This window comes from Thiocystis violacea (genome assembly GCF_016583575.1).
Lineage (GTDB): Bacteria > Pseudomonadota > Gammaproteobacteria > Chromatiales > Chromatiaceae > Thiocystis > Thiocystis violacea.
Window position 1 is genome coordinate 23425 of the sequence record NZ_NRRG01000042.1, and the last position, 24540, is coordinate 47964.

The window sequence follows — 24540 nt, forward strand, 5'->3', positions numbered from 1 at the left end:
TAAAGTTCGACCAGTCACGAAAACAGGCGGCACGCCAGACCGCCAGCCGGAGGAGCGAGCCGCATGAACCCTTCACTCAAGGCCCAGGGCGCCGACAGACCGGCGCTCATCGATCGTCACGGCCGACGGATCACCTACGTCCGCCTGTCCATCACCGACCGTTGCGATCTGCGCTGTATCTACTGCATGGCGGAGGACATGCGCTTCCTGCCCCGCAGCCAACTCCTGACCCTGGAGGAAATCGCACGGCTCGGCCGTTGCTTCGGCGCGCTGGGGGTCACCAAGATCCGCGTCACCGGCGGCGAGCCGCTGGTGCGCCGCAACGCCATCTGGCTGTTCGAGCAACTCGGCGCCCTGCCCGGCATTCACGACCTGACCCTGACCACCAACGGCACTCAGCTCGATCGCTTCGCCCAATCCCTCAAGGACGCGGGTGTCACCCGCGTCAACATCAGTCTCGACAGCCTAAGGCCAGAGCGCTTCAGACGCATCACGCGCCTGGGCGATCTGAACAAGACACTGGCGGGAATCGAGGCCGCCATCGCGGCCGGATTCTCGGGCATCAAGCTCAACAGCGTCATCCTCGGCAACCGCAACCAGGACGAGGTACTGGATCTGACCCGTTTCGCCCTGGATCGCGGCCTCGATATCAGCTTCATCGAGGAGATGCCGCTCGGCCAGATCGGCGACCATGACCGCGCCGAGACCCATTATCCCAGCGACGCCATCCGTCGGGTGCTGGAAGACGCCTTCGACCTGCGGCCGACCACCGAAACGACCGGAGGCCCCTCACGCTATTTCCGCATCGCCGGCGAGAAGACCCGAGTCGGTTTCATCTCTCCCCACAGTCACAACTTCTGCGCCGACTGCAACCGCGTCCGGGTGACCGCCGAGGGACGACTCCTGCTCTGTCTCGGTCAGGAGCATTCGGCCGACCTGAGACGCGCACTCCGCGCCAATCCAACCGATGACCAGCGGGTCCAGCAGGCGATCGTCGCGGCCATGGATCTCAAGCCCCTGGGCCATGAGTTCGATCTCACGGCCAAACCCATCATCCCGCGCTACATGAACATGACGGGAGGCTGATGCCCGAACGCGGGATCAGGCCAGGAACCCTTTTTCCTTCGCTGAATGACCCCGAGGATGAGTCGCGGGTCGGACAGGATCCGTCGCCGCTCGCGCGCAATCAACCCGCCCACCCTTTCGCTGGCCCGCTCCCAACCCCACACTGACAAATGGACGTTGAATGGATGTTGTTGACAGCCGCGCTCCAGGCTCCTCGCCGAGCGCGCACGGGAGCCGAGGTATTACCATGACAGAGAAAGCAAAACGCTCGAACGTGCTCGCCCATAGCCACTATGCCGCGAGTTTCGAGCCCGAGCCGGACGAAGAGGTCTACGACGCCAGGAAGGAGTCGCTGGTGCGCGACATGCTGGCCGAGATCGGCGAGGATCCCGGTCGCGAGGGTCTGCGACGAACACCGCTGCGGGTGGCCAAGGCGATGGACTTCCTGACCAGCGGTTACGATCTTTCCGCCGAGGACATCATCAAGGGAGCCGTCTTCGAGGAAGACGTCAAGGAGATGGTCGTCATCCGCGACATCGAGTTCTATTCGATGTGCGAACACCACATGCTCCCCTTCTTCGGCCATGCCCACGTCGGCTATCTGCCGAATGGCAAGGTCGTCGGACTGAGCAAGGTCGCGCGCGTAGTGGATGTCTTCGCGCGCCGGCTCCAGGTCCAGGAGCGCCTGACCAATCAGGTCGCCGCCGCCCTGATGGAGCATCTCGGCGCCCATGGCGTGGCGGTGGTGATGGAGGCCAGCCACACCTGCATGATGATGCGCGGCGTCCAGAAGCAGCGCAGCACCACCGTCACCAGCGCCATGCGCGGCGCCTTCGACGAGGATCCGCGCACCCGCGCCGAGTTCATGTCCTTCATCAAGACCTGAGGCGGTCCGATCCTCCGCGCGCAACCGAGAACCGCAGCGGGATCAGGAATCGGACGGAATCGAGAGCACCTGACCGGCCCGGATGAGATCGTTGTCGCTCAGTCCGTTCTCGGCCTTCAGCGAGTTGATGCTGACGCTATGGCGCTTGGCGATGCCTGACAGGGTATCACCCTGACTGATCACGTATTCGCGCGAGCCACTGGTGGAAGGCCGTGGAGACCGACCGAACGCCTTCGCGGGATTGTTGTTTCGACCACCGTCCTCGTCGACATCAGCGGTAAGAAAGCCCTGTGGGGGATATTTCTTGAAGTAGGCCCGGATGCCGGCCAGGATCGCCTGGGCGACCCGTTGCTGATGGGCATTGCTCGTGAGACGCCGCTCCTCGGCCTGGTTGCTGATGAAGGCCGTCTCGACCAGGATCGAGGGGATGTCGGGGGATTTGAGCACCACGAATCCGGCGCGCTGGACATCGGTTTTGTGGACCGCTCCCACATGCCTCAGGTAGCCCAGGACGGCCGAGGCGGCTTCGGTACTGTGCTCGATGGTCGCGTTCTGGGTCATGTCGAGCAGCACGGTCGCGAGCAGTTCGTCACTGGCCGAAAGATCGACCCCGCCGATGAGATCGGCGCTGTTCTCACGGCTCGCCAACCAACTCGCCGCCTCGCTGCTCGCCCCAACCTGGGAGAGCGTATAAACGGACGATCCATGAGCCTCCGGGTTGTTGTAGGCATCGGCGTGGATCGAAACGAAAAGATCCGCCTTGCTCGCGCGCGCCTTGAGGATGCGCTGACGCAGCGCGATGTAATCGTCCCCGTCGCGGATCATCACCGCGCCTATCCCCGGCTCCTTTTCGATCAGTCGGGCCAGCTTGAGCGCGATGGCCAGGGTCGCGTCCTTTTCGCGCGTACCACCCGGACCGATCGCTCCCGGATCCTCTCCGCCATGTCCCGCGTCGATGGCGACGATGGCCATGCGTGCCCGGCTGGGGCGAGGCGGGGCCGGAGATTCCCGACCCGACATGCGCTTGAACTGGGGACCGCGCATCAATGGGAGTTCATCCGTTCCGGAGATCAACTCGACGACCAGACGATGCCCCGGGCGCCCCTCGGGGAGGGCGGCGAAGCTCTTGACCCGGACCGGGCGCTTGAGATCCAGCACGAGGCGCAGATCACGCTCGCCGCGCACCCCACCGCGCGCACCGACCAGGATCGGATCGTCCACCCTGGCCGCCGGCAACTCGCCCACGAGCCTGGCGTCGACGATGTCGATCACCACCCGATCGGGGCCATCGAGCGTGAAGATCTGGTGGGGTACGGCCGAACTGGTGTCGAGGATCAGCTGCGTCCGGCCCGAATCGGTCGAGACCCAACTACACTCGACCGCCACCTGAGACCCAGCGACAGGTAGGGAAATCAGTAGCAGAAGGAGTACAAAAAGTCTGTTCACGATGTCGCCTCGAAGCTTCTCTTGGGTGCGAACGACACTGAAAAGATAGCAGCTTCGAGCCAACCTTTCCAAACCGATTCCGTGAATTAGATTAAATTCCTCAAGCTTTCATCAGGCTTTGTCGCGGGCAAACAACGCCGTCACCGAAATCTCACGCCTGTCTACTGGGATAATCCCCAATTTCAGCCAGGATCGTCTCTCCACGAGACGTGACCGGCGTCAGACTGAGCGAGCGACCCTCGGCCTGGTAGAACATTCGGATCAGGAGATCGGCCTTGGGCAGCAGACCGGCGCCACGCTCGGGCCACTCCAGGAGCCAGATCGCCTCCCGCCCCAGGAGGTCGCGCAGACCCAGATATTCCAGTTCCTCGGGATCGTCCAGACGGTAGAGGTCGAAGTGATAGAGATGCGCCCGCGCCAGTTCGTAGGGTTCGATGAGGGTGTAGGTCGGGCTGCGCACCGCGCCCTGGTGGCCAAGTCCGCGCAGTATCCCACGGGCGAGGGTCGTCTTTCCGGTGCCGAGATCACCCTCCAGAAAGATCACGCAAGGCGGCTTGAGCGCGCACGCGAGTTGTTCGCCGAACGCGATCTGCGCCTCCTCGGTCGGGAGCCATAACTCCATCCGTATTCTCCATCAGGTCAGGTAAGGGAAAGATCACGCAAGGCCGCGATGATATCGCTGGCGATCAGCCCCCGCTCGCCCCGACGGGCCGCCACGTCGCCCGCCGCCGCATGCAGGCTGACACCCGCGCAGGCGGCCTCCTCCGCCTCGAGACCCTGTCCGCGCAGCGCCGCGATCACGCCCGTGAGAACATCCCCGGCACCGGCCGTCGCCATCCCCGGATTGCCGTCGCCGCACACCGCCGGGGGGCGATGCGAGGATCCCCAGACCAGTGTCCCGGACCCTTTCAGCACCACCACGCCGCCGAAGCGCTCGCACAACAGCCTGGCCGCCTCCAGACGATCACGCTCGACCTCGGCCGTCGTCACGCCGAGCAGACGCGCGGCCTCGCCCGGATGCGGCGTCAGGATCCAGTCCGCGCCCAGGCACGCTGTCTCCGCCAGCAGATTGAGCGCGTCCGCGTCCACCACGAGCGGGATCGACAAGGCGCGCACCCGTTCCCAGAGCGCGCGCCCCCAATCCGAGCGGCCGAGTCCGGGACCGATCGCCACCACATCGGCGCGCTCGAGCAGGGGATCCAGATCCTCGGCGCGTTCCACGCCGGTCACCATCAGCTCCGGGCGGCCCAGATTCAGCCAGTCCGCGTGGCGCGGATGGGTCGCGATCGTGACCAGTCCCGCCCCGGAACGCAAGGCGGCTTCTCCGGCCAGACGCACCGCGCCCGACAGGCCCGGCGCCCCGCCGATGACCAGCAGGTGCCCGAAATCGCCCTTGTGGGCGATCCGCGAGCGCGGCGGCAGGGACCGGCGCTGCTGGGTCCAATCGATGCGCCGCACCGAGAGGATCTCGCGTGAATAGACCACGGCCGGAATCTCGAGCGCGCTGAACAGGATCTCGCCCCGGTAATCGGCCGCCTCGCCGATGAAGAGCCCCTGCTTGAGCCCGATGAAGGTGACCGTGACAGTGGCCCGCACCGCGACCCCCATGACCCGGCCCGTGTCGGCATGGAGTCCGGAGGGGATATCGAGCGCCAGCACCGGCACCGACTGGCTATTAATCGCCTTGATGGCCTCGGCCCACAGCCCCTCGACCGGTCGTTCCAGACCGATGCCGAGCAGGGCGTCGACATAGACATCGATATCCCGAGGCAAGCCCTGATAGGGCTCGACCGCGCCGCCGACGGCGCGATAGGCGGCCAGACTTTCCGCCGCGTCGCCACGCGGCCGGTCCAGGTCGCCGATTTGCAGCACACGCGCGCCCAGTCCGCTCGCCCTGGCCAGGCGGGCGACCACATAGCCATCGCCCCCATTGTTTCCAACCCCGGCCAGAACCGCGATCCGGCGCGCGTTCGGCCAGCGTTCGCGGAGCACCCGATAGGCGACCGCGCCGGCGCGGTTCATCAGCTCGATCCCAGGGATCCCGTGTTCCTCGATCGCGATGCGATCGAGATGACGCACCTGCTCGGCGCGATAGAGGGCGTGCGGCAGACATCCCCTGTCCGGCATTGGTCGGTTCATAGGAATTCAACTCCCAGCCGGGGACACGAGGCGGCTTCGGACGTTGTCAGTTGTCAGGGCATCGTAAACAGTTGTTTTTCAGGCCACCGAATTATCAAACCACCGGTGGATGCCGTCACCCTTTGCGCATAGAGCGAGGACGTCGGGTGTTCCGCGCCATCGGCTACCCCGTCGTCCGCCACGCCAGCCGTAATTCAACCGCGATGGTGGTCAGTCGCTTGTCTCGGGTCCATAGGCGGGCGTCACCACTCAGGGCTGTGGCGGCCAGCAGATGGACATCAATGTAGCCGATGCCGCGCCCCATCAGGCGGTGACGATCGATGAAGCGCCGTGTCTCGGGGTCGGTCGCGACCGGTGCGGCTGGCAGCCTGGCCAGCAGTTCCAACACCTCGTCGCGGTTGGCCAGACAGCCGCAGGCCAGCTCGCCGATCACGAAGGGGTGCATTAAGACTCGTCCGGCGTCCAAGGCATCCACCAGGATCGGATCGCGCTGGCGCAGATGGTCGATCCAGACCGAGGTATCCACGAGGATCATGTCAAAGAACTCAGGCGGAATCGGGGCGCCGGCGCGGGATCGACTCGACCTGGGGCTCGCTACCGCCCAGGCGGGCCAGCCGGCGGGCGCTCTCGCGTTCGATCAGCGCCTTAAGACCTTCACGGATCAGCGCGTTGCGTTCGGTCAGACCACTCAGGCGTTGCGCCTGACTGACCAGTTCTTCATCCAAATTAATGGTGGTGCGCATGACGGGGCTCCTGTCAGTTGATGCGCCCTTGTATCTTGAGTCTCGGAGCGCACTTCGGACGTTGTCAGTTGTCAGTTGTCAGTTGTCAGTTGTCAGTTGTCAGTTGTCAGTTGTCAGTTGTCAGGGCATCGTAAACAGGTATTTTCAGGCGCACCGAGAAGAGCATAGTGAAAGGCCCAATCCTTTCAATCCGATCCCGGAGACAACCTGCGGATGGATCCGTGGCGAAAGCCCGGCTGTTTCGTGCCTGGAGGCTTGTGCCACACTTTCGGATAGAACCACCGACCACGACTGAATATGCCTACCGAGCCCGCCGACATCCAGCCCGAATCAGGCGAAACCCTGGCCACGCTCATCAAGACCTGGGGACGCGAGCTGGGCTTCCAGCAGATCGGCATCACGGACACCGATCTCTCGCTCGCCGAGTCGCGCCTGCTTGAGTGGCTCGGCCATGGCTATCATGGCGAAATGGAGTACATGGCCCGCCACGGAACCCGGCGCTCACGTCCGGCGGATCTGGTGCCGGGAACCCTGAGCGTCATCTCGGCGCGGATGGATTATCGGCCAGAATCCCAGGCGGCCATGCAACGAGCGCTCGCGGATCCGGCGAACGCCCTGGTCGCGCGCTACGCCCTTGGGCGCGACTACCATAAGGTGCTGCGGGCGCGGCTGCAACGCCTGGCCGACCGAATCATCGCCAGCATTGGCCCCTTTGGTTATCGGGTGTTCGTCGACTCGGCGCCCGTGATGGAGAAGCCGCTGGCCGAGAAGGCCGGACTGGGCTGGATCGGCAAGCACAGCAATCTGATCCATCCGCGTGCCGGATCCTGGTTCTTCCTCGGCGAGATCTATACCGACCTCTCGCTCCCCATCGACCAGCCGCTGGCCAACCACTGCGGCCGTTGCCAGGCGTGCCTGGACATCTGCCCCACGCGCGCCATCGTCGCCCCCTATCAGGTGGACGGCCGGCGCTGCATCTCCTATCTGACCATCGAGCTGCATGGCGCCATCCCCGAGGAATTGCGACCGCTCATGGGCAACCACATCCACGGCTGCGACGATTGCCAGCTCGTCTGTCCCTGGAACCGCTTCGCCCAGCGCACGGAGGAAAGCGACTTCCTGCCGCGCCATGGGCTCGATACCGCCACCCTGCTGGAGCTGTTCGCCTGGGACGAGGAGACGTTTCTGAAACGTACCGAAGGTTCGGCGATTCGACGCCTTGGCCATGAACGCTGGCTGCGCAATCTGGCGGTCGCCCTGGGAAACGCACCGACCTCGCCCGCCATCGCGACCGCGCTCCAGTCACGGCTCGACCACCCAAGCCCGATCGTGCGCGAGCACGTCGAATGGGCGCGGCGCCGGCACCAGAACGGGGTTCGATTCGGGGCGGTCTGAACCAGGCGGAGCCGAATCGGAATTTCGACAAAAAAAGACGGAGCCAATGGCCCCGTCTCTTGGTGCTTCGATTCCGCCCTGATTCTATAAGCCCGACCGTGCGCGGCGATCAAGCGTGGGCGTGGCTAGCCGATCAGGCGCCGCCGCGCAGGGCGTAGGGCACGAGCGGAAGCAGACAGATGGCCACGACGAACCAGAAGGCACGGCGGTCGTTCTTGCGCAGCATTTCCTCGGACATGGCAGTCACCTCGATTGGATCGTTGGAGAGGAAAAACATGGACAAAAACCGTTCATTCAAAATCGCCTTCAAGGATCCAGGATCCGCTTGCCGACGCTGAAAGCCGGTTATCTTGCCCGTTCGCCTACGATCACCGAGATGGTCACGGCCAAATCGACTTCAACCAATACCCTGTTCAGTCCATGGGCAAATCCTAGTATTTTGCTTGGCGAGCTTCAATTCACACGCAGAAAGTTCTCGCGGTAGTGCCGCAATTCCTCGATGGATTCGCGGATATCCTCCAGCGCCAGGTGGCGGCCGTTCTTCTTGAAACTGCTCGCGACCGTTGGCGCCCAGCGCTGGGCGAGGATCTTGATGGTGCTGACATCCAGGTTGCGATAGTGACAATAGCCTTCCAGCTTGGGCATGAAGCGCGCCAGGAAGCGTCGATCCTGGCAAATGCTGTTGCCGCACAGCGGCGAGGCGCCGGCCGGGACATGGAGCGCGATGAAATCCAGCGTGGCCGTCTCGGCGTCGAGTTCCCCATGGGGGCTGAGCCGGACGCGCTCGATCAACCCGGAACTTCCATGATGCTCGCGGTTCCATTGGTCCATGCCCGCCAGAATCGCGTCTTCCTGGTGGATCGCCATGACCGGTCCCTCGGCCAGGATCCGCAGATCGCTGTCGGTGATGATGGTGGCGATCTCCAGGATACGGTCCTGGAAGGGATCCAGGCCCGTCATCTCCAGGTCGATCCAGATCAGATTGTTTTCACTCTTGCTCATGGGCTGATGTCCGTGATTCGCCCCGGCGAGACGGCCGGGTGCTGGGTCGATGCGCAGTCTAACGCAGGCAAGAGTCGAGCGGACGACGGGTGCTTTCCCTACAATGACGTCACGTCCCCCTACCCAGAGCCAAGCCCATGAACCGAAAGTTTCACTCACGCGCCGTCGCGCCCGCCGCCGCCCTGATGCTCGCGGCCCTGACCCCGGTCCAGGCGTCCGAGAATGCCGAGACCCTCTACCAGGCGCACTGCATCAAGTGCCACGGCAGCGAGATCTATACGCGCGAGGACCGCAAGGTGACCTCGCTGGAGGGACTCGAACGGCAGGTGCAACGCTGCGAACTGTCGCTGGGTCTCCAATGGTTCGATGAGGATATCGCCGATGTCGCGACCTATCTGAACCAGCACTACTACCAGTTCGCGCGCTGACCTCGTGACCAAGCGTCGTCTGTCCGCGCGTCAGATCGAGCGCATTCAAGCCATCCAGGAACGCCGCCGCGAGCGGCTCGCCACCCGCCCGGAACTGGCCCTGTCGGAACTCGACGCCGAGACCGAGCCCGAGGAAGGACGCGTGGTGGTCCGCCACGGCGCCAACCTCGCGGTGGAGGACGCACTGGGGCGCGTCGTCCACTGTCTGGCGCGCCAGAACATCGGTCACCCGGTCTGCGGCGACCGGGTGGTCTGGCAGCCTATCGCCGATGATCAGGGCGTCGTCACCGCCATCCTGCCCCGGACCAGCGTCCTGAGCCGTCCCGATTTCAACGGACACGACAAGCCGCTGGCCGCCAACCTGACCCGCCTGGCGATCCTGATCGCGCCCGAGCCCGAGCCGAGCGGCTATCTGGTGGATCAATATCTGGTCGCGGCGGAAGGCATCGGCGTCGAGGCCATCCTGGTCGGCAACAAGATGGACCTGCTCCAGGGGCCGGCGCGGGCGGATTTCCGGCAGCGCTTCCAGCACTATGCCGCGATCGGCTATCGCACCTTCTGGATCAGTGTGCTTGAGCCGGAATCGATCCGCGAACTGACCGCCGGCCTGGCCGGGCAGACCAGCGTGCTGGTCGGCCAATCCGGCGTCGGCAAGTCATCGCTGGTCAAGGCGCTGCTGCCCGATCAGGAGATCCAGATCGGCCGGCTCTCCAAGGCGACGGGGCTCGGCCGCCACACCACCTCGGCCGCCACCTGCTACCGTCTGAGCGGCGACGGCTCGCTGATCGATTCGCCCGGTGTGCGCAGCTTCCGGCTCGGGGCGATCGATCGGGTGGGACTCCAACAGGGTTTTCGCGAGTTCCAGCCCTATCTGGGACGCTGTCGCTTCGGCGACTGTCGACACGACCAGGAGCCCGAATGCGCCATCCTCGAAGCCGTGAGCGAGGGCCGGATCGCGCCCGAACGGCTCGCCAGCTTCCGTAATCTGCTGAGTGGAATGAGAGCATAAAACTGTTGTCGATTTTTTGCGCAAGCGCGTTTAAAATTTTTCCCTATAGACAAGGTGTCTATAGCGCGACCGTGTTGCGCTCCATGCCCCGCGATGGCGATCGGTATGCAAAGAAGCCTTTGTCCAAGGATGATCGACAAGGCGACTTTTACGGCGAAAGCCGGGTACTGATCGCCGAACGGGTCGTGTTGCCGGTATTGACCGGCCATTCGGTTGAGTACTGTCCAACCAGGACTCCAGTTGCAGGGCAGGTGACCTATCAACGGAGCGCGAATCACCGATGCTCAACTTTGAGCAAGAAAATCGGAACAGAGGGATGAGCATGAGGCGCTATTGGCTCATGAAGTCCGAGCCGGACACCTTCGGCACCGAGGATCTGGCCTCCCGGCCCAACCAGACCGAACCCTGGGATGGGGTCCGCAACTATCAGGCGCGCAACATGATGCGCGACGCGATGCGACCAGGCGACCAGGTGTTCTTCTATCACTCCAACTGCGAGACGCCCGCGATCGTCGGCATCGCCGAGATCGCCGGCGAAGCGCGTCCCGACCCCACCGCCTTCGACCCCGAGGCCAAGTATTTCGACCCCAAGAGCGACCCCGAGAATCCGCGCTGGTATCTGGTCGACGTCCGCTATGCGCGGCATCTCAAGCGCGCTATCCCACTCGCCGAGTTGAAGGCGCTGACCGATGGCGTCCTAGCCGACCTGCCGCTGGTGCGCAACGGCAACCGCCTATCCATCATGCCGGTCAGCGCGGAACAGTGGGAGTTCATCCTGGGATTGGAATAAGGCGATTTCCGGGAAACCTTGTACCCGCGATCCGCCTCGTCATAGACAGGATTAACAGGATTTCGCCGGATTGACAGGATTTATAAGGCTCTGTTTTTAATCCTGTAAATCTTGAAAAATCCTGTCCATTTCCGGAGCTTTAGATTGGGTATGGACTTTCCCGGAAATCACCTAAAGCCCATCACATGAGCTTAACGATCCCGACCTCGGGTAAGCCGAGCATTTGGACGCCGAGTTTGAGCGCCTGCTCGGCGAAGCCTTCGAGGTCGCCCCAACGGTCGTCCGTGTCGATCACGTCGGACATGAACTCGCCCACCACGCGCAGCCGATAGGCGCCGTCCGCCCGTTCGGCGGGCGGCGTCGGCTCGGAGCAGACATAGAGCACCGGCTCCACCCCACCCGCGGGGACAAAGGCCAGGATGTAACGATAGGTTCGACCATCGCCGCTCTCGATCTCCCCGAGCAGCGAAGCGGCGTGGTTGCCCACCTGGTAACGGTGTCGCGGAATCGCGGTCTTGATCACTGGACGTTCTTGCATCGGATCGCTCCTGAACTCGCCTGATTCGCTTCGATTACCGAATATCCGGAGACCTCCGAACATCCGTCACGCCTGACCTTGAGAAGGCGGGATGGGATCGATGTCAGGTCTTTCAACCTAAAAAGAGCTTCCAGCCTCCAGCAGCCAGCTATTGGGTGACGCCCGCAAGAAGCGAAAACATCGGCCATACAACGGCTGGAGGCTGATCGCTGGCGGCTGACCGCAAATGCCCCCGTCATCGATCCGCCGGGCAACCATGGCCGTCCACGGCCTCAGGCGCCCGCGCTGTATTGGATGGTGATTTCCTCGCCGACGAGGATCGAGCGCCGGGCGTAGAGTTCGAAGCCATCGAACTCGGCGTTCGGATCCTCGTCGTGATTGAGCCAGCGCAGCGGATTGCGGCCTTCGCGGCCGATCAACTCTCCGCGCTCGGCGTCATAGACCCAGAGCACATGGGGTCCGTCGGTATCCACCAGCGGCCCCTCGAAGGTGCCGATGTGGTCGCCGGGATCCAAGGCAACCCTGGCGAAACAGCCTTGCCCATGGATCGGCGATGGCCCGACCCGAACCAGTCGCCGCAACCTGTCCGAGCTTTCCGATAAACCCATCGCCTCGACCGCTCGACCAGACTAGCCCTTGCGCGCCTTGGCGAAGGCATCGGCCAGGGCGCCGCCCAGGCCGCCTGCGGGCTCCTCGGGCGCGCGTCGCGGCTCCTTCCCACCGGAACGCCCCGACGGCGAGGGCGATGGCTTGGCCGGCGTGCGACGCGCGTCCCGTTCGGCCGGCGGTCGCGCCTGTCTCCCCGCCCCGCTCGCCAGGGGAGCCGACTCGCCCAGCCGCATGCTGAGCGCGATGCGTTTGCGCTCCAGATCAATCTCCATCACCTTGACCTTGACCAGATCGCCGGATTTGACGACCTCGTGCGGATCCTTGACGAAGCGATCCGCCAGCACCGAGATGTGCACCAGTCCGTCCTGATGCACGCCGATGTCGACGAAGGCGCCGAAGTTGGTGACGTTGGTCACCGTGCCCTCCAGGATCATGCCCAGCTCCAGATCCTTAAGGGTTTCCACGCCATCCCTGAAATGCGCGGTCTTGAATTCGGGGCGCGGATCGCGACCGGGCTTCTCCAACTCGGCCAGGATGTCCTTGACGGTGGGCAGGCCGAACTGGTCGTCGGTGAAGCTCTTGGGGTCCAGCCGACGCAGGGTCGCGGTGTCGCCGATCAGATCGCGGATACCCTTCCCGCTACGCTCGACGATGCGCCGGACCAGCGGATAGGCCTCGGGATGCACCGACGAGGCGTCGAGCGGCTCGTCGCTGTCGGGGACGCGCAGGAAACCGGCGCTTTGCTGAAACGCCTTGTCGCCGAAACGCGGGACGGCCATCAGCTTTTTGCGATTGCGGAAGGCACCGTTGGCCTCCCTGAACTGGACGATATTCTCGGCCAGACCGCGATTGAGCCCCGAGACCTGCGCCAGCAGGGGCACGGAGGCGGTGTTGAGATCCACCCCGACCGCGTTCACGCAGTCCTCGACCACGGCGTTCAGGGCGCGCGCCAGGCGGCTCTGGTTGACGTCGTGCTGATACTGGCCGATCCCGATCGCCTTGGGCTCGATCTTGACCAGCTCGGCGAGCGGATCCTGCAAGCGGCGCGCGATGGAGACCGCCCCGCGCAGCGAGACATCCAACTCCGGCAGTTCCTTGGAGGCCAGCTCGGAGGCCGAATAGACCGAAGCGCCCGCCTCGCTCACCACCAGCGACTTGAGCCCCAGTTCGGGGTGACGCTGGATCAGATCGCGCGCCAGGCGATCGGTCTCGCGCGAGGCGGTGCCGTTGCCGATGCTGACGAGCTTGACCTCATGCGTCTTGGCCAGGATCGCGAGTCGGGCGATGGAGGCGTCCCATTGGTTCTTGGGGACGTGCGGATAGATGGTGTCGGTCGCCGCGACCCGTCCGGTCGCGTCCACCACCGCGACCTTGACGCCGGTGCGCAGTCCGGGATCCAGCCCCAGGGTCGGCAGGCGACCAGCCGGGGCCGCCAGCAGCAGGGCCTTGAGGTTGAGCCCGAAGACCCGGATCGCCTCCTCCTCGGCCGACTCCATCAGACGGCCCTTCAGCTCCAGGTCCAGGCGCGTCATCAGCTTGATCCGCCACGCCTTGCGCACCGTCTCGACCAGCCAGGCGTCGCCGGGACGTCCCTGCTGGCGGACCTCGAAGCGCGCCGCGATCAGTCCGCGACAGATGGCGTCCGGATCCTCGCCCTCGCCCGCCAGCAGTTCCAGGCTCAGGACGCCCTGATCGCGGCCGCGAAACAGCGCCAGGGCGCGGTGCGAGGGAACCTTGGCGATCGCCTCGCGATAGTCGAAATAGTCCGAGAACTTGTTGCCCTCCTGCTCCTTGCCGGCGAGCACCTGGGAGACCAGGAGGCCATGCTCCCAGAGATAGTCGCGCAGCCGGCCGGTCAGCTCGGGATCCTCGGCGAAGCGCTCCATCAGGATCTGGCGCGCGCCTTCCAGGGCGGCGGCCGGATCGGGAACGGCCTTGGCCGGATCGACATAGCCCGCAGCCAGCGCCTCGGGGGCCTGGGTCGGATCCGCGAGGATGGCGTCGGCCAGCGGCTCCAGACCGGCCTCGCGGGCGATCTGGGCCTTGGTCCGGCGCTTGGTCTTGAAGGGCAGATAGAGATCTTCCAGTCGCTGCTTGGTTTGTGCCGCCAGGATCTCGGCCTGGAGCGCGTCGGTCAGCTTGCCCTGTTCCTCGATGCTCTTGAGCACCGCCACCCGACGCTCGCCCAGCTCGCGCAGATAACCGAGCCGCTCCTCCAGATGGCGCAACTGGATGTCGTCGAGACCGCCGGTGGCCTCCTTGCGGTAGCGGGCGATGAAGGGCACGGTCGCGCCTTCGTCGAGCAGCCGCACCGCCGCCTCCACCTGGGATGGGCGGGCGGATAGCTCCTGACTGATGGTCTCGATGATGCTGGTCATAGGGGTCCGTTGGATCGCGATGCGGGAATGATAAGGGTCGGGAGGCAGCCGATGTCGGCCGGGCAGCTTGGGACGAGCGGGGGATTCCAGTAGGCTTGCGCCTCAATCGAGTCGGCAGGCGTCGCCGTAAACGGCCATGATCTGCTTGAGTTCGGCGAGGAGCCGGTGACGCTCGGCCGGGGTCAGTCCCCGGGTCTCCGGCAGCTCGGCGCCGGATTCCAGCGCGGCGATATCCCGCCTGACCTGTTGGCAGCCCTTGCCGCACAGGATCTCGAGACGCGCCTCGACAGGGGATTCATCCAAGGACCGCACAACCGCCTCCGCCACTGGTGGCCGAAGAGTATAAGACGATGACGATTGGGGTCAAAACGCTGACGGAGGCGGCGGGGCGCGAAATCGCAACGGCCGTGCCGATCGACTGGCAGCCGGCGCCCATGGCGCCAAGCCTCGGGACGGGCGATCCGCACCTGTGGCGCATCCGCACCGACAGTCGGGGTATGGAACTGGAGTTGGCCCTGAGCGGCCTGGGAGAACGCCAGCGGGCGCGGGCCGGGGCGATGCGACACGCGGCCTTTCGCGAACGCTATATTCGCGCCCAAGCGGGCTTGCGCCTCATCCTGTCGCGTTATCTCGGCGGCACGCCAGCCACGTTGCGCTTCGAGTACGGTCCGGCCGGCAAACCCTATCTTGACAACCCCGGCGGTTCGGTCTTCTTCAACCTCACCACGACCGGCGACCTGGCCTTGGTCGGACTCTGCGCAGGAATCGGACCCGAGTCCGAGTTGGGCGTCGATTGCGAATGGATTCGGCCGCGCGTCGATATCCTGGCGGTCGCGAGACGCATGTTCGCCCCTGAGGTCGCGCAAGCGCTGGAGAAGACCGCCGAGCCCGAACGTCTGGCCTATTTCCATCGCGCCTGGACCGCGCTGGAAGCGGACGCCAAGTGCGACGGACGCGGACTGTTCCGACCCCGTCTGCCCGGCGCCACCCCGCCCGAGGTCAGGCACTGTATCCCCGAGCCCGGCTACATCGCCGCCGTGGCCCGCGCCCGCCTGCCGCCGCCGTCCGACTGGCTGACCTACGACCTGGACTGGATCTAACCGGCTCGGAGCGCGCGGAGTATACTGCCGCGCCTCTCATCCAGGAGCCGCGCCGTGGAAACCCTTCAGATCCTCTTACTCTCCTTCGTTCAAGGCATTACCGAATTCCTGCCCATCTCCAGCTCCGGCCATCTGATCCTCGCCCCGCTGCTGTTCGGCTACGAGCTTCAGAGCCTGGCCTTCGATGTCGCGGTGCATCTCGGCACCCTGGCCGCCGTCATGATCTACTTCCGCCAAGAGATCGTCCGCATGGCGCTCGCCGTCATCGACTCAATGGGAACCCGACGCTTCGACGATCCGAACGCCCGGTTGGGCTGGATGATCCTGATCGCGACCATCCCCGTGGTGCTGCTCGGATTGCCGTTGAAATCGCTGCTGGAATGGCTGCGCGAGGATGAAGCCCTAGTCGCCCTGGTGATCGCGGGCACCACCATCGGGTTCGGTCTGCTGCTCTGGTGGGCGGACTGGAGCGGCAAGCGTAGTCGCGACGAATACGCGCTCGGCTGGCGGGACGCCCTCATCATCGGACTGCTTCAGGCGATCGCCATCGTCCCAGGGATCTCGCGCTCCGGCATCACCATCACCGCCGGCCTCATGCTCGGACTCACCCGCCGCGCGACCTCGCGCTTCTCCTTCCTGCTCGCCATCCCGACCATCCTCATGGCCGGCGCACTGGAAACCCTGGATCTGCTGAAGGCCGAAGGCCCCACGGACTGGACCGCCCTGCTGCTCGGCGCCTTCGTCTCCTTCGTCGTCGCCTACCTCACCATCCACTTCTTCCTGAAGTTCATCGAGCGCATCAGCATGCTGCCCTTCGTGCTCTATCGCTTCCTGCTCGGCGGAGTCATCCTGTTCCTGGTTCTCTAATCCGCGGTGAGCGCCGCCATCCTGATTGAAGGACGCGACACCGCGAAAACCCGCGACAGCCAAGGGTGTCGCCAAAACCAGGAAGCCTCTCACCGCTCGCAAACGAATGAACGTACAAATACACGAACGCCTGAAAAGCAACATCTGGGAAATCGCCAACCGCCTGCGCGGACCCTATCGACCGCCGCAATACCGGCTCGTCATGCTGCCCATGGTGGTGCTGCGCCGGCTGGATTGCGTCCTGGAGCCGACCAAGGACGCCGTGCTCAAGGAGTACGAGAGGCTCAAAGCGCAGAATATGCCCGAAGGCGCCATGGAACGGCTGCTGGGACGCGCCGCCGACCCGACGCGCAAGCACCCGCTCTACAACATCAGCCCCTACACCTTCAAACGGCTACTCCACGACCCCGAGAACATCGCGCCGAACCTGGTCGCCTACATTACCGGCTTCTCGCCCACCGCCCGCGCCATCTTCGAGCGCTTCAAGTTCAGCGATCAGATCGAAAAGCTCGACGCGAGCAACCGCCTCTTCACCATCGTCAAGGCGATGGCCGAAGAGGATCTGCACCCGGACTACATCGACAACCTGCAAATGGGCTACCTGTTCGAGCATCTGGTGATGCGCTTTAACGAACAGGCCAACGAAGAGGCCGGGGATCACTTCACCCCGCGCGAGGTCATCCGGTTGATGGCCAACCTGGTCTACACCGGCGAGCGCGATGTCTACACGCCCGGCATCTACCGGACCATCTTCGACCCGACCTGCGGCACCGGCGGCATGCTGTCGGAATCCGAGAAGTTCATCCTCGATCAGAACGAGGACGCCCATCTCGCGCTCTTCGGGCAGGAGTACAACGACGAATCCTGGGCCATCTGCTGCTCGGACATGCTGATCAAGGACGAGGAGACCGGCAATATCGTCCTGGGCGACACCCTGGGGGATGGCAAGACCCGTGACGGCTTCGAGGGCCAGCGGTTCCATTTCATGCTCGCCAATCCACCCTTCGGCGTCGAGTGGAAGGATCAGAAGACGGTCGTCGAAGCCGAGCACGCCTTACATGGCTTTGCCGGACGCTTCGGCGCCGGGCTACCCGCCATCAACGATGGGTCACTGCTCTTTCTTCAGCACATGATGTCCAAGATGCACCCATCGCCCGCGGACGGCGGCGAAGGCTCCAAGATCGCCATCGTCTTCAACGGCTCGCCCCTGTTCTCGGGGGATGCCGGCTCCGGACCCTCGAACATCCGCCGTTGGATCATCGAGAACGACTGGCTCGATGCCATCGTCGCCCTGCCGGATCAGCTCTTCTACAACACCGGCATCTTCACCTACGTCTGGTTGGTGACCAACCGCAAGCCGCCCGAGCGGCAGGGTAAGGTGCAACTGATCGACGGCACGCGCTTCTTCCAGCGCATGAAGAAGAGCCTGAACAACAAGCGCAACGAAATCACCGAAGCGCAGATCCGTCACCTGACCCGTCTCTACGGCCACTTCCAGGACGGCGAGACGGCGGAGGTGGCCATCAACGGCGGGACCGAAACCCGTGTCGTCTCGCGCCTCTTCGAGAACCGGGAGTTCGGGTTCCTCAAGGTCACGGTGGAGCGTCCCTTGCGCTTGAATGTCGAGGCGACCCCGGAACGCATCGCCCGGCTGGACGATCAGAGCGCCTTTGCCAACCTCGCCAGTTCCAAAAAGCGCAAGGATGATACCGCCGCCGCGCGCGAGATCGCGGCCGGCCGCGCGCTGCAAGATGCTATCCGCGCCCTGCTGGCGACGCTGGAAGGACATGGACCGGGCCACGTTCGAGGCCGACATGAGCCGCGCGGTCAAGCGGGCCGGCGTGAAGCTCGCCGCGCCGGTCAAGAAGGCGATCTTCGCGGCACTGGGCGAGCGCGATCCGGAGGCCGCGATCTGCCGCGACGCCAAGGGCCAGCCGGAGCCGGACAGCGAATTGCGCGATACCGAGAATATCCCGCTGCCCGAGGGCTCGCGCCTTCCGCTCCCGATGGCCTTCGGGCCGGACAAGCCCAATGATCGGCTGGTCGCCGCGTTCAAGCCGGTCATCGACGACTACATGAAGCGCGAGGTGCGGCCCCATGTGCCGGATGCCTGGGTCGACTACGATAAGACCAAGATCGGCTATGAAATTCCGATCAATCGGCATTTCTATGTCTACAAGCCGCCGCGCCTGCTTGATGAGATCGAAGCGGATATTACGATGCTTGAAGGCGAGATTGCGGGGTTGTTGAAGGGGTTGAGGATATGAGCAATGCCCTCTCTTCAAGTTCTCCTGCGCCGGATTACAAGCATTCTGGTATCGATTGGATCGGGGTGATTCCTGCCCATTGGGAGACAGGTAACATCAGACGGTTCGCAATGATGCGAACTGGCCATACGCCAAGCCGTCAGTCATCAGAGTACTGGGGCGATTGCACTATTCCGTGGTTTACACTGGCTGATGTTTGGCAGCTTCGAGATGGGACAAGGAAGTATCTCGGTAAAACTAAGGAGAAAATTAGCGAAATAGGTCTTCTCAATTCAGCGGCAGAGCTTTTACCACGAGGTACGGTCATTCTGTCGCGAACTGCATCGGTTGGATTCAGCGGAATCATGCCGACAGCAATGGCGACAACACAGGACTTTTGGAATTGGATCTGCGGACCAAAGCTTTTACCTGATTATCTTTTTTGGTTGTTTCGGTCAATGGGACACAAGATCGCCCAGATCACGAACGGTTCCACGCACAAAACGATCTATCAGGGCGATGCCGCATCATTAGAGATTTGCGTCCCACCACTCGAAACCCAGCGGCGAATTGCGTACTTCCTGGATGAAAAGACAGCAAGAATCGACGCCCTGATCGAGAAGAAGCGCGCGCTTCTGGACCGGTTGGCGGAAAAGCGTCAGGCGCTCATCACCCGCGCTGTCACCAAGGGCCTGAATCCCGACGCGCCCATGAAACACTCCGGCATCGATTGGCTTGGGGAGATTCCATATCATTGGGAGGCAGTCCCCTTGCGACGGATCGCCCGAAAAGTGGCGACGGGTCGAACGCCGCCTTCAGGTGCCACCGACTATTTTACGGATGGTGAAATCAATTGGTTCACTCCAGGCGACTTTGGCTACGACATAGAATTGCAAGGATCTACGCGAAAAATCATTTCCGAAGCCTTGGAAGACGGCGTATCGACACTCTTCCCAAAAGCTACTGTTTTCCTTGTCGGCATTGGCGCGACTTTGGGGAAAGTTGCGGTCAGCACCAACGTCGGTTCTGCTAACCAGCAGATCAATGCAATTCTGATTAAGCAGACAAACGATCCTTACTATCTCGCCTATTTTCTACATGGTTTCCGTGAAGAAGTTCGTGTTGCATCAAATGGGAACACATTAGGCATTCTCAATCAGGATGGAACGAAATCTCTTCCTGTTCTCAAGCCGCCAGCGAGCGAACAAAAAGACATCGCAGGTTTCATTAGGGAACAAGACAGAGGAAGCGCAGCTGTTATAGAGGAAATCCGGCGCAGTATCGATTTGCTTGGCGAATACCGCTCCACCCTCATCACTGCCGCCGTCACCGGCCAGATCACCGAGCTGAACTGATCCTATCCGACGAGGAAACCGCATGAGCACACGTTATTACGAAGCCCTCGCCGAGATCCCGCAGGATCATTGCCTCCATTTGCAGCTACCGCCAGATATTCCGGCTGGACCCGTGCGCGTGGCGATCATCTTCGAGGCCAACCCCACGGCCCGTGCCACGGGCGATGACATCAAGCGCCTCCTCCGCGCCATGCCGGACGTCGGCGAAGACGCGGACTTTTTCCGCCCACGCGACCCCGCAATGAGCGGGATGTGGAGCGGACTGGTGCGCGGATTATGAAACCGTTTTCGGTCTGATCGGCGTATCGAGCCCGATACCCATATCAACGGGAGGATCAAGCCATGCCAGCCCACACCGAACGCGACTTCGAAACAGCGATTGAAGCCGGACTGATCGGCGCGGGCGGCTATGCAAAACGCGCGGCCAGCGACTATGACGAAGCGCGTGCATTGTTCCCCGAGGATGTCATCGGCTTTCTGAAGGACAGCCAACCGACCCGCTGGGGTCAGCTCGAAGCACTGCTCCGCGACCGGACCGAAACAACCGTGCTCGACAGTCTCGGTAAGGAACTGGACCTCAAGGGGACACTCCATATCCTGCGTCACGGCTTCAAGTGCTACGGCAAGACCTTCCGGCTCGCCTGGTTCCGTCCGAATTCCCGCATGAATCCCGAGGCCGCCGCGCTCTACGCCAAAAACCGGCTGACGATCACCCGGCAGGTGGCCTTCACCTCGGCGATGAAACAGGCCGATGGTCAGCATCGGCGCTGCATCATCGATGTGACCCTAGCGGTGAACGGGCTGCCCGTTGTGACGGCGGAACTCAAGAACCCGCTCACGGGCCAGCGCGCGGCCGATGCGATCCGTCAATATGAGAACGACCGTGACGGTCGCGATCTCTTGTTCGCGTTCAAGAGGCGTGCGCTGGTGCATTTCGCCGTGGATCCGGACGAGGTGTGGATGACCACGGCGTTGAAGGGCCGTGAGACCGGCTTTCTGCCCTTCAATCGGGGCCACCACCACGGCGCGGGCAATCCGCCGGTCGCGGGCAATTGGAAGACCTACTACCTGTGGGATGAGGTGCTCCAGGCCGACAGCCTGCTCGATATCCTGCAACGCTTCATGCATCTGGAGGTGAAGGAAAGGCAGGTCAAGACCGATCAGGGCGTGCGGACGATCCGCAGGGAGACCATGATCTTCCCGCGCTTTCACCAGCTCGACGGGGTGCGGAAGCTCATCGCGCATGCCCGAGCGCACGGGTCCGGCCACAACTATCTGGTTCAGCATTCGGCGGGATCGGGTAAGTCGAACTCGATCGGATGGCTCGCGCACCGGCTGGCTAACCTGCATGACGACCAGGATGAAAAGGTGTTCCATTCGGTCGTGGTGGTGACCGATCGGCGCGTGCTGGATCAACAGTTGCAGAACACCATCTACCAGTTTGAACACAAGACCGGGGTGGTCGAAAAGATCGACGAGAATACCCAGCAGCTTGCCCGCGCGCTCTCGCAGGAGACGCCGATCATCATCACCACCATTCAGAAGTTCCCCTTTATCGCGCGGGCGCTCGCCACCCTGGAAGGTAAGGGCGAGGGGGTGACGATCGACACCGCAGGCAAGCGGTTTGCGGTGATCGTGGACGAGGCCCATTCCTCGCAGAGTGGCGAGACGGCGACCGCGCTCAAGGGGATGCTGAACCGGGACGGAATCGAAGCGGCGATCGCGGCGCAGCTGTCGGACGAAGAAGATGACGCGCTCACCGAGGAGACCAAGGCGGCGATCCTGCGTGACGCGCTGAAACGCGCGCGTCAGCCGAACCTCAGCTTCTTTGCCTTTACCGCCACGCCAAAATTCAAGACCAAGGCGCTATTCGATGAGCCGGGGCCGAGCGGGTCATCGCCCTTCCATGAATACAGCATGCGGCAGGCCATCGATGAGGGCTTCATCCTGGATGTGCTCCAGAACTACACGACCTACAAGCGCTTCTTCGGCCTCATCAAGCAGATCGAGAATGATCCTGATGTGCCGCGCAAAAAGGCCGCCAAGGCGTTGACGCGCTTCCTGGAACTGCATCCGGTCAATATCGAGCAGGTGGTTTCGGTCATTGTGGAGCACTTCCGGCTTTACGTCATGCACGAGTTGGGCGGGCGCGCCAAGGCGATGGTCGTCACCGGCTCGCGGCTGGCGGCGGTGCGTTACAAGCTGGCCTTCGACCGCTACATCCAGGATCAGGGCTATCGCGGCATCCGTTCACTGGTGGCCTTTTCGGGCTCCGTCGAGGATCCGGATGATCCCGGTTCCTCCTATACGGAAGCGTCGATGAACAACGGTGTGCCGGAAAGCGAGCTGCCCGAGACCTTCGAGCGCGACGACTATCGGGTACTGCTGGTCGCGGACAAGTATCAGACAGGATTCGATCAGCCTTTGCTTCAGACCCTGTACGTGGTCAAGCGGCTTGCGGGCGTGCAGGCGGTACAGACCCTGTCCCGCCTCAACCGGGTGGCACCCGGCAAGGCACGTACCTTCGTGCTCGATTTCGTCAACGAAGAGGACGACATCCATAAGGCATTCAAGCCTTACTATGAGACGACACCCATCGGTGAAAACGCCGACCCGCACCGACTGTCCGAGTTGCACTATCGGCTGCTGGAATGGGCCATCTTTACGCCCGACGATGTCAATGCCTTTGCCGAGGTTTGGTATCGGCGCAAGCGTGATCATTCGGCCGCTGATCATCGGGTGATGAATGCGGTGCTGGACGCTGTGGTCGAGCGGTTTCTCGCTAGGGAAGACACCGAGCAGGATGATTTTCGCGGTCAGTTGATCGCCTATCGCAACCTGTACGCCTTTCTCTCTCAGATCATTCCCTATCAGGACAGCGAGCTTGAGCGGCTCTACACCTTCATTCGCAACCTGATCGCCAAATTGCCACCGCCAGGAGACGGGCAAGCCTTCAAGCTGGACGACGAAGTGGCGTTACGTTTCTACCGCTTGCAGCAAATGACCGAGGGCTCGATCGATCTCAGCCAGGGAGAAGTCTATCCCCTCAAGGGACCAACAGATGTCGGCACAGGCGGTATCCATGACGATCCCGTTCCACTGTCCACGCTCGTCGACGCACTCAATGCGCGCTTTGGCACCGACTTTGCCGCCGCGGATCAGCTCTTCTTCGACCAGATCCGCGCGAGCGCCGAATCAAACGACACAATCATGGAAGCGGCACGCGCCAACAATCTCGATAACTTCTCGTCATTTTTGGCGCGGATGCTGGATGAGCTTTTCATCGACCGCATGGAAGGAAACGAAGAGATCTTTTCACGGGTGATGAACGACAGGGAATTCCGATCAATTGCCCATAAGCACATTGCACGGGAAATTTTCAGGCGTGCGCATGAAGCAAGAATGGAAAATTAAAGCGGCCAGATGATGCGATCTCTACCTTTTGTCGAGGGGTAGAAGAAAGCTGTGATGCCATTTGGATTGATGACGCGAATCTGAATTTGATCAGGGACGCATTGGCACACTGGCCACGGGAAAACCGAGGAGGCAAGAAAAAGCCGGTCGTAACCGGCTGATTCTGATCTTGAATTTGGTGGGTCGTGTAGGATTCGAACCTACGACCGATGGATTAAGAGCCCCACGAACATCCGGGCCAAGCGACCCTTAACTGTTTGAAAGAAAAAGACATCGCTGGCATTGCCAAGGCACCTGAAAGGCCAAATCAGGACCAGAACTGGACCAGATGGCCTCCACCAGACCGGAGCAAGACCGGAAAAATCGTCATCAACATGACGACGTTCTATCGACGTTTCCAGCTTGACCGCTTCAGTTCATGTCGTTGAAGACGGCTTCGAGCGTCTGACCGTCCAGCAGCCGTTCAGTCCAAACATCCAATTCCACTTCGCTGGCCCGCTCCAGGCGTTGATCGACCCAGGCAGGCAACGCGCCAAAGCGGCGGATTAATAAACGGCGTACCACCTTTGCCTCACCTTCGAGCCGACCTTCGAGCCGACCTTGTAACCGGCCTTGATCAAGCCCTTGCTGTTTCCACTCTTCAGTCCAGGTCTTCACTCGTTCGGCTAACATGGCGTGCATCTCCTGCAAGTCGTTGACAGGGGGAAGCTCTGCGCCGGGCACGCGCGCCGGGAGCAATACCCGCTTGAGCCAGACCACGAAGGCGCGGCGCAGTTCATCCTGTTCAGGAGCGGTCAACCAGTCGATCAGGCTGGCTAATACCCGCTCGATGTCTTCAGGCTGGCGACTGTTCTCCAAGCGAAACAGCGCCGCCGCCAGATTCCGCTGTCCGGCCAGATCGGCCTCCGTATAACGGTGCTCATCGAGCAGCAGATACCGGATCTGCGGCTGCCAGCGTTGCAGTTGTTCCGGTAGGTTCGGCTCGATCAAATCAGCCAGACTGGAATGGCACTAAGATAAGTCTCTCGATTTTTAAAAACAAACAGTTACAACCGCTGATGCGGTTTGCGGAATCGGTGTCCTCAGCGCTGTTTCTTCGGGTGGCCATGGTTACGGACCTCTTCCTGTGC

At 62.7% G+C, this 24540-nt stretch carries 22 protein-coding genes and 1 pseudogene; 12 read left to right on the top strand and 11 right to left on the bottom strand.

The window, feature by feature from the left end:
- The first annotated feature begins 63 nt into the window (after positions 1 to 63).
- A complete protein-coding gene (gene moaA, locus CKO27_RS17530) occupies positions 64 to 1086 on the top strand; it encodes a GTP 3',8-cyclase MoaA (protein WP_200376215.1) in 1023 nt (340 codons plus the stop codon).
- 226 nt (positions 1087 to 1312) lie between these two features.
- The gene (folE, locus tag CKO27_RS17535) at positions 1313 to 1951 is read left to right on the top strand and encodes a GTP cyclohydrolase I FolE (protein ID WP_200376216.1); all 639 of its coding nucleotides are present in this window, start codon (positions 1313 to 1315) and stop codon (positions 1949 to 1951) included.
- Positions 1952 to 1993: 42 nt separating this feature from the next.
- Here the strand turns inward: folE and CKO27_RS17540 are convergent, their stop codons facing one another.
- The 5 genes from CKO27_RS17540 to CKO27_RS17560 all read right to left on the bottom strand — a co-directional run bounded on the left by CKO27_RS17540 (position 1994) and on the right by CKO27_RS17560 (position 6279).
- Positions 1994 to 3397, bottom strand: coding sequence for an N-acetylmuramoyl-L-alanine amidase (locus CKO27_RS17540; protein ID WP_200376217.1), 1404 nt, complete (start codon positions 3395 to 3397; stop codon positions 1994 to 1996).
- 151 nt (positions 3398 to 3548) lie between these two features.
- Positions 3549 to 4019 carry a tRNA (adenosine(37)-N6)-threonylcarbamoyltransferase complex ATPase subunit type 1 TsaE gene (gene tsaE / locus CKO27_RS17545; RefSeq protein WP_200376218.1) on the bottom strand — a complete coding sequence of 157 codons (471 nt, stop codon included), beginning with the start codon at positions 4017 to 4019 and terminating at the stop codon, positions 3549 to 3551.
- Positions 4020 to 4036: 17 nt separating this feature from the next.
- Positions 4037 to 5536 (bottom strand): NAD(P)H-hydrate dehydratase, encoded by a 1500-nt coding sequence (locus CKO27_RS17550; protein WP_200376219.1) that lies wholly within the window; start codon positions 5534 to 5536, stop codon positions 4037 to 4039.
- 163 nt (positions 5537 to 5699) lie between these two features.
- The gene (locus CKO27_RS17555; RefSeq protein ID WP_200376220.1) at positions 5700 to 6071 is read right to left on the bottom strand and encodes a type II toxin-antitoxin system VapC family toxin; all 372 of its coding nucleotides are present in this window, start codon (positions 6069 to 6071) and stop codon (positions 5700 to 5702) included.
- A 10-nt stretch (positions 6072 to 6081) separates the two neighbouring features.
- Positions 6082 to 6279 (bottom strand): type II toxin-antitoxin system VapB family antitoxin, encoded by a 198-nt coding sequence (locus CKO27_RS17560; protein WP_200376221.1) that lies wholly within the window; start codon positions 6277 to 6279, stop codon positions 6082 to 6084.
- 297 nt (positions 6280 to 6576) lie between these two features.
- On the opposite strand from CKO27_RS17560, the gene queG reads away from it, so the two are divergent.
- On the top strand, positions 6577 to 7674 hold the full coding sequence (gene queG / locus CKO27_RS17565; RefSeq protein WP_200376222.1) for a tRNA epoxyqueuosine(34) reductase QueG: 1098 nt from the start codon (positions 6577 to 6579) through the stop codon (positions 7672 to 7674).
- Between the two features lie 453 nt (positions 7675 to 8127).
- On the opposite strand, the gene orn is transcribed toward queG, so the two are convergent.
- Positions 8128 to 8676 carry an oligoribonuclease gene (orn, locus tag CKO27_RS17570; protein WP_200376223.1) on the bottom strand — a complete coding sequence of 183 codons (549 nt, stop codon included), beginning with the start codon at positions 8674 to 8676 and terminating at the stop codon, positions 8128 to 8130.
- A gap of 137 nt (positions 8677 to 8813) precedes the next feature.
- On the opposite strand from orn, the gene CKO27_RS17575 reads away from it, so the two are divergent.
- From CKO27_RS17575 to CKO27_RS17585, 3 genes are all read left to right on the top strand, one after another.
- Positions 8814 to 9104: a c-type cytochrome gene (locus CKO27_RS17575; RefSeq protein WP_200376224.1), complete on the top strand. Its 291-nt coding sequence runs from the start codon at positions 8814 to 8816 to the stop codon at positions 9102 to 9104.
- Between the two features lie 4 nt (positions 9105 to 9108).
- Positions 9109 to 10113: a ribosome small subunit-dependent GTPase A gene (gene rsgA / locus CKO27_RS17580; RefSeq protein WP_200376225.1), complete on the top strand. Its 1005-nt coding sequence runs from the start codon at positions 9109 to 9111 to the stop codon at positions 10111 to 10113.
- 322 nt (positions 10114 to 10435) lie between these two features.
- Positions 10436 to 10903: an EVE domain-containing protein gene (locus tag CKO27_RS17585; protein WP_200376226.1), complete on the top strand. Its 468-nt coding sequence runs from the start codon at positions 10436 to 10438 to the stop codon at positions 10901 to 10903.
- A gap of 181 nt (positions 10904 to 11084) precedes the next feature.
- Here the strand turns inward: CKO27_RS17585 and CKO27_RS17590 are convergent, their stop codons facing one another.
- From CKO27_RS17590 to CKO27_RS17605, 4 genes are all read right to left on the bottom strand, one after another.
- Positions 11085 to 11441, bottom strand: coding sequence for a hypothetical protein (locus CKO27_RS17590; RefSeq protein ID WP_200376227.1), 357 nt, complete (start codon positions 11439 to 11441; stop codon positions 11085 to 11087).
- Between the two features lie 272 nt (positions 11442 to 11713).
- Positions 11714 to 12049 (bottom strand): SET domain-containing protein, encoded by a 336-nt coding sequence (locus CKO27_RS17595; protein WP_200376228.1) that lies wholly within the window; start codon positions 12047 to 12049, stop codon positions 11714 to 11716.
- Between the two features lie 21 nt (positions 12050 to 12070).
- A complete protein-coding gene (locus CKO27_RS17600) occupies positions 12071 to 14428 on the bottom strand; it encodes a Tex family protein (protein WP_200376229.1) in 2358 nt (785 codons plus the stop codon).
- Between the two features lie 102 nt (positions 14429 to 14530).
- Positions 14531 to 14740: a hypothetical protein gene (locus CKO27_RS17605; protein ID WP_200376230.1), complete on the bottom strand. Its 210-nt coding sequence runs from the start codon at positions 14738 to 14740 to the stop codon at positions 14531 to 14533.
- A 38-nt stretch (positions 14741 to 14778) separates the two neighbouring features.
- Between CKO27_RS17605 and CKO27_RS17610 the strand changes: the two genes are divergently transcribed.
- The 6 genes and pseudogenes from CKO27_RS17610 (at position 14779) to CKO27_RS17635 (ending at position 23410) form a co-directional block, all read left to right on the top strand.
- The gene (locus CKO27_RS17610; RefSeq protein ID WP_242470970.1) at positions 14779 to 15528 is read left to right on the top strand and encodes a 4'-phosphopantetheinyl transferase family protein; all 750 of its coding nucleotides are present in this window, start codon (positions 14779 to 14781) and stop codon (positions 15526 to 15528) included.
- Positions 15529 to 15582: 54 nt separating this feature from the next.
- Positions 15583 to 16395 carry an undecaprenyl-diphosphate phosphatase gene (locus CKO27_RS17615; RefSeq protein WP_200376231.1) on the top strand — a complete coding sequence of 271 codons (813 nt, stop codon included), beginning with the start codon at positions 15583 to 15585 and terminating at the stop codon, positions 16393 to 16395.
- Positions 16396 to 16501: 106 nt separating this feature from the next.
- Positions 16502 to 18662, top strand: a pseudogene (locus CKO27_RS17620) (type I restriction-modification system subunit M).
- Complete coding sequence (locus CKO27_RS17625) at positions 18659 to 19996, top strand: restriction endonuclease subunit S (protein WP_200376232.1); 1338 nt, start codon at positions 18659 to 18661, stop codon at positions 19994 to 19996. Before CKO27_RS17620 ends, CKO27_RS17625 begins: the two are co-directional and overlap by 4 nt.
- Before the next feature lie 22 nt (positions 19997 to 20018).
- Entirely contained in the window at positions 20019 to 20276 is a 258-nt protein-coding gene (locus CKO27_RS17630; protein ID WP_200376233.1) for a hypothetical protein, read from the top strand.
- A gap of 62 nt (positions 20277 to 20338) precedes the next feature.
- Complete coding sequence (locus CKO27_RS17635; RefSeq protein ID WP_200376234.1) at positions 20339 to 23410, top strand: type I restriction endonuclease subunit R; 3072 nt, start codon at positions 20339 to 20341, stop codon at positions 23408 to 23410.
- Positions 23411 to 23821: 411 nt separating this feature from the next.
- On the opposite strand, the gene CKO27_RS17640 is transcribed toward CKO27_RS17635, so the two are convergent.
- Positions 23822 to 24400 carry a DUF4351 domain-containing protein gene (locus tag CKO27_RS17640; RefSeq protein WP_242470971.1) on the bottom strand — a complete coding sequence of 193 codons (579 nt, stop codon included), beginning with the start codon at positions 24398 to 24400 and terminating at the stop codon, positions 23822 to 23824.
- Between the last annotated feature and the right edge of the window lie 140 nt (positions 24401 to 24540).

What these genes read in the sequence shown, in the direction of transcription:
- orn (WP_200376223.1), bottom strand. Translation starts at nt 8,676, where the DNA reads ATGAGCAAGAGTGAAAACAATCTGATCTGGATCGACCTGGAGATGACG.
- CKO27_RS17595 (WP_200376228.1), bottom strand. Translation starts at nt 12,049, where the DNA reads ATGGGTTTATCGGAAAGCTCGGACAGGTTGCGGCGACTGGTTCGGGTC.
- CKO27_RS17610 (WP_242470970.1), top strand. Translation starts at nt 14,779, where the DNA reads ATGACGATTGGGGTCAAAACGCTGACGGAGGCGGCGGGGCGCGAAATC.
- tsaE (WP_200376218.1), bottom strand. Translation starts at nt 4,019, where the DNA reads ATGGAGTTATGGCTCCCGACCGAGGAGGCGCAGATCGCGTTCGGCGAA.
- CKO27_RS17630 (WP_200376233.1), top strand. Translation starts at nt 20,019, where the DNA reads ATGAGCACACGTTATTACGAAGCCCTCGCCGAGATCCCGCAGGATCAT.
- CKO27_RS17555 (WP_200376220.1), bottom strand. Translation starts at nt 6,071, where the DNA reads ATGATCCTCGTGGATACCTCGGTCTGGATCGACCATCTGCGCCAGCGC.
- CKO27_RS17635 (WP_200376234.1), top strand. Translation starts at nt 20,339, where the DNA reads ATGCCAGCCCACACCGAACGCGACTTCGAAACAGCGATTGAAGCCGGA.
- CKO27_RS17585 (WP_200376226.1), top strand. Translation starts at nt 10,436, where the DNA reads ATGAGGCGCTATTGGCTCATGAAGTCCGAGCCGGACACCTTCGGCACC.
- queG (WP_200376222.1), top strand. Translation starts at nt 6,577, where the DNA reads ATGCCTACCGAGCCCGCCGACATCCAGCCCGAATCAGGCGAAACCCTG.
- CKO27_RS17550 (WP_200376219.1), bottom strand. Translation starts at nt 5,536, where the DNA reads ATGAACCGACCAATGCCGGACAGGGGATGTCTGCCGCACGCCCTCTAT.
- CKO27_RS17590 (WP_200376227.1), bottom strand. Translation starts at nt 11,441, where the DNA reads ATGCAAGAACGTCCAGTGATCAAGACCGCGATTCCGCGACACCGTTAC.
- moaA (WP_200376215.1), top strand. Translation starts at nt 64, where the DNA reads ATGAACCCTTCACTCAAGGCCCAGGGCGCCGACAGACCGGCGCTCATC.
- CKO27_RS17625 (WP_200376232.1), top strand. Translation starts at nt 18,659, where the DNA reads ATGAGCAATGCCCTCTCTTCAAGTTCTCCTGCGCCGGATTACAAGCAT.
- CKO27_RS17600 (WP_200376229.1), bottom strand. Translation starts at nt 14,428, where the DNA reads ATGACCAGCATCATCGAGACCATCAGTCAGGAGCTATCCGCCCGCCCA.
- CKO27_RS17560 (WP_200376221.1), bottom strand. Translation starts at nt 6,279, where the DNA reads ATGCGCACCACCATTAATTTGGATGAAGAACTGGTCAGTCAGGCGCAA.
- CKO27_RS17575 (WP_200376224.1), top strand. Translation starts at nt 8,814, where the DNA reads ATGAACCGAAAGTTTCACTCACGCGCCGTCGCGCCCGCCGCCGCCCTG.
- folE (WP_200376216.1), top strand. Translation starts at nt 1,313, where the DNA reads ATGACAGAGAAAGCAAAACGCTCGAACGTGCTCGCCCATAGCCACTAT.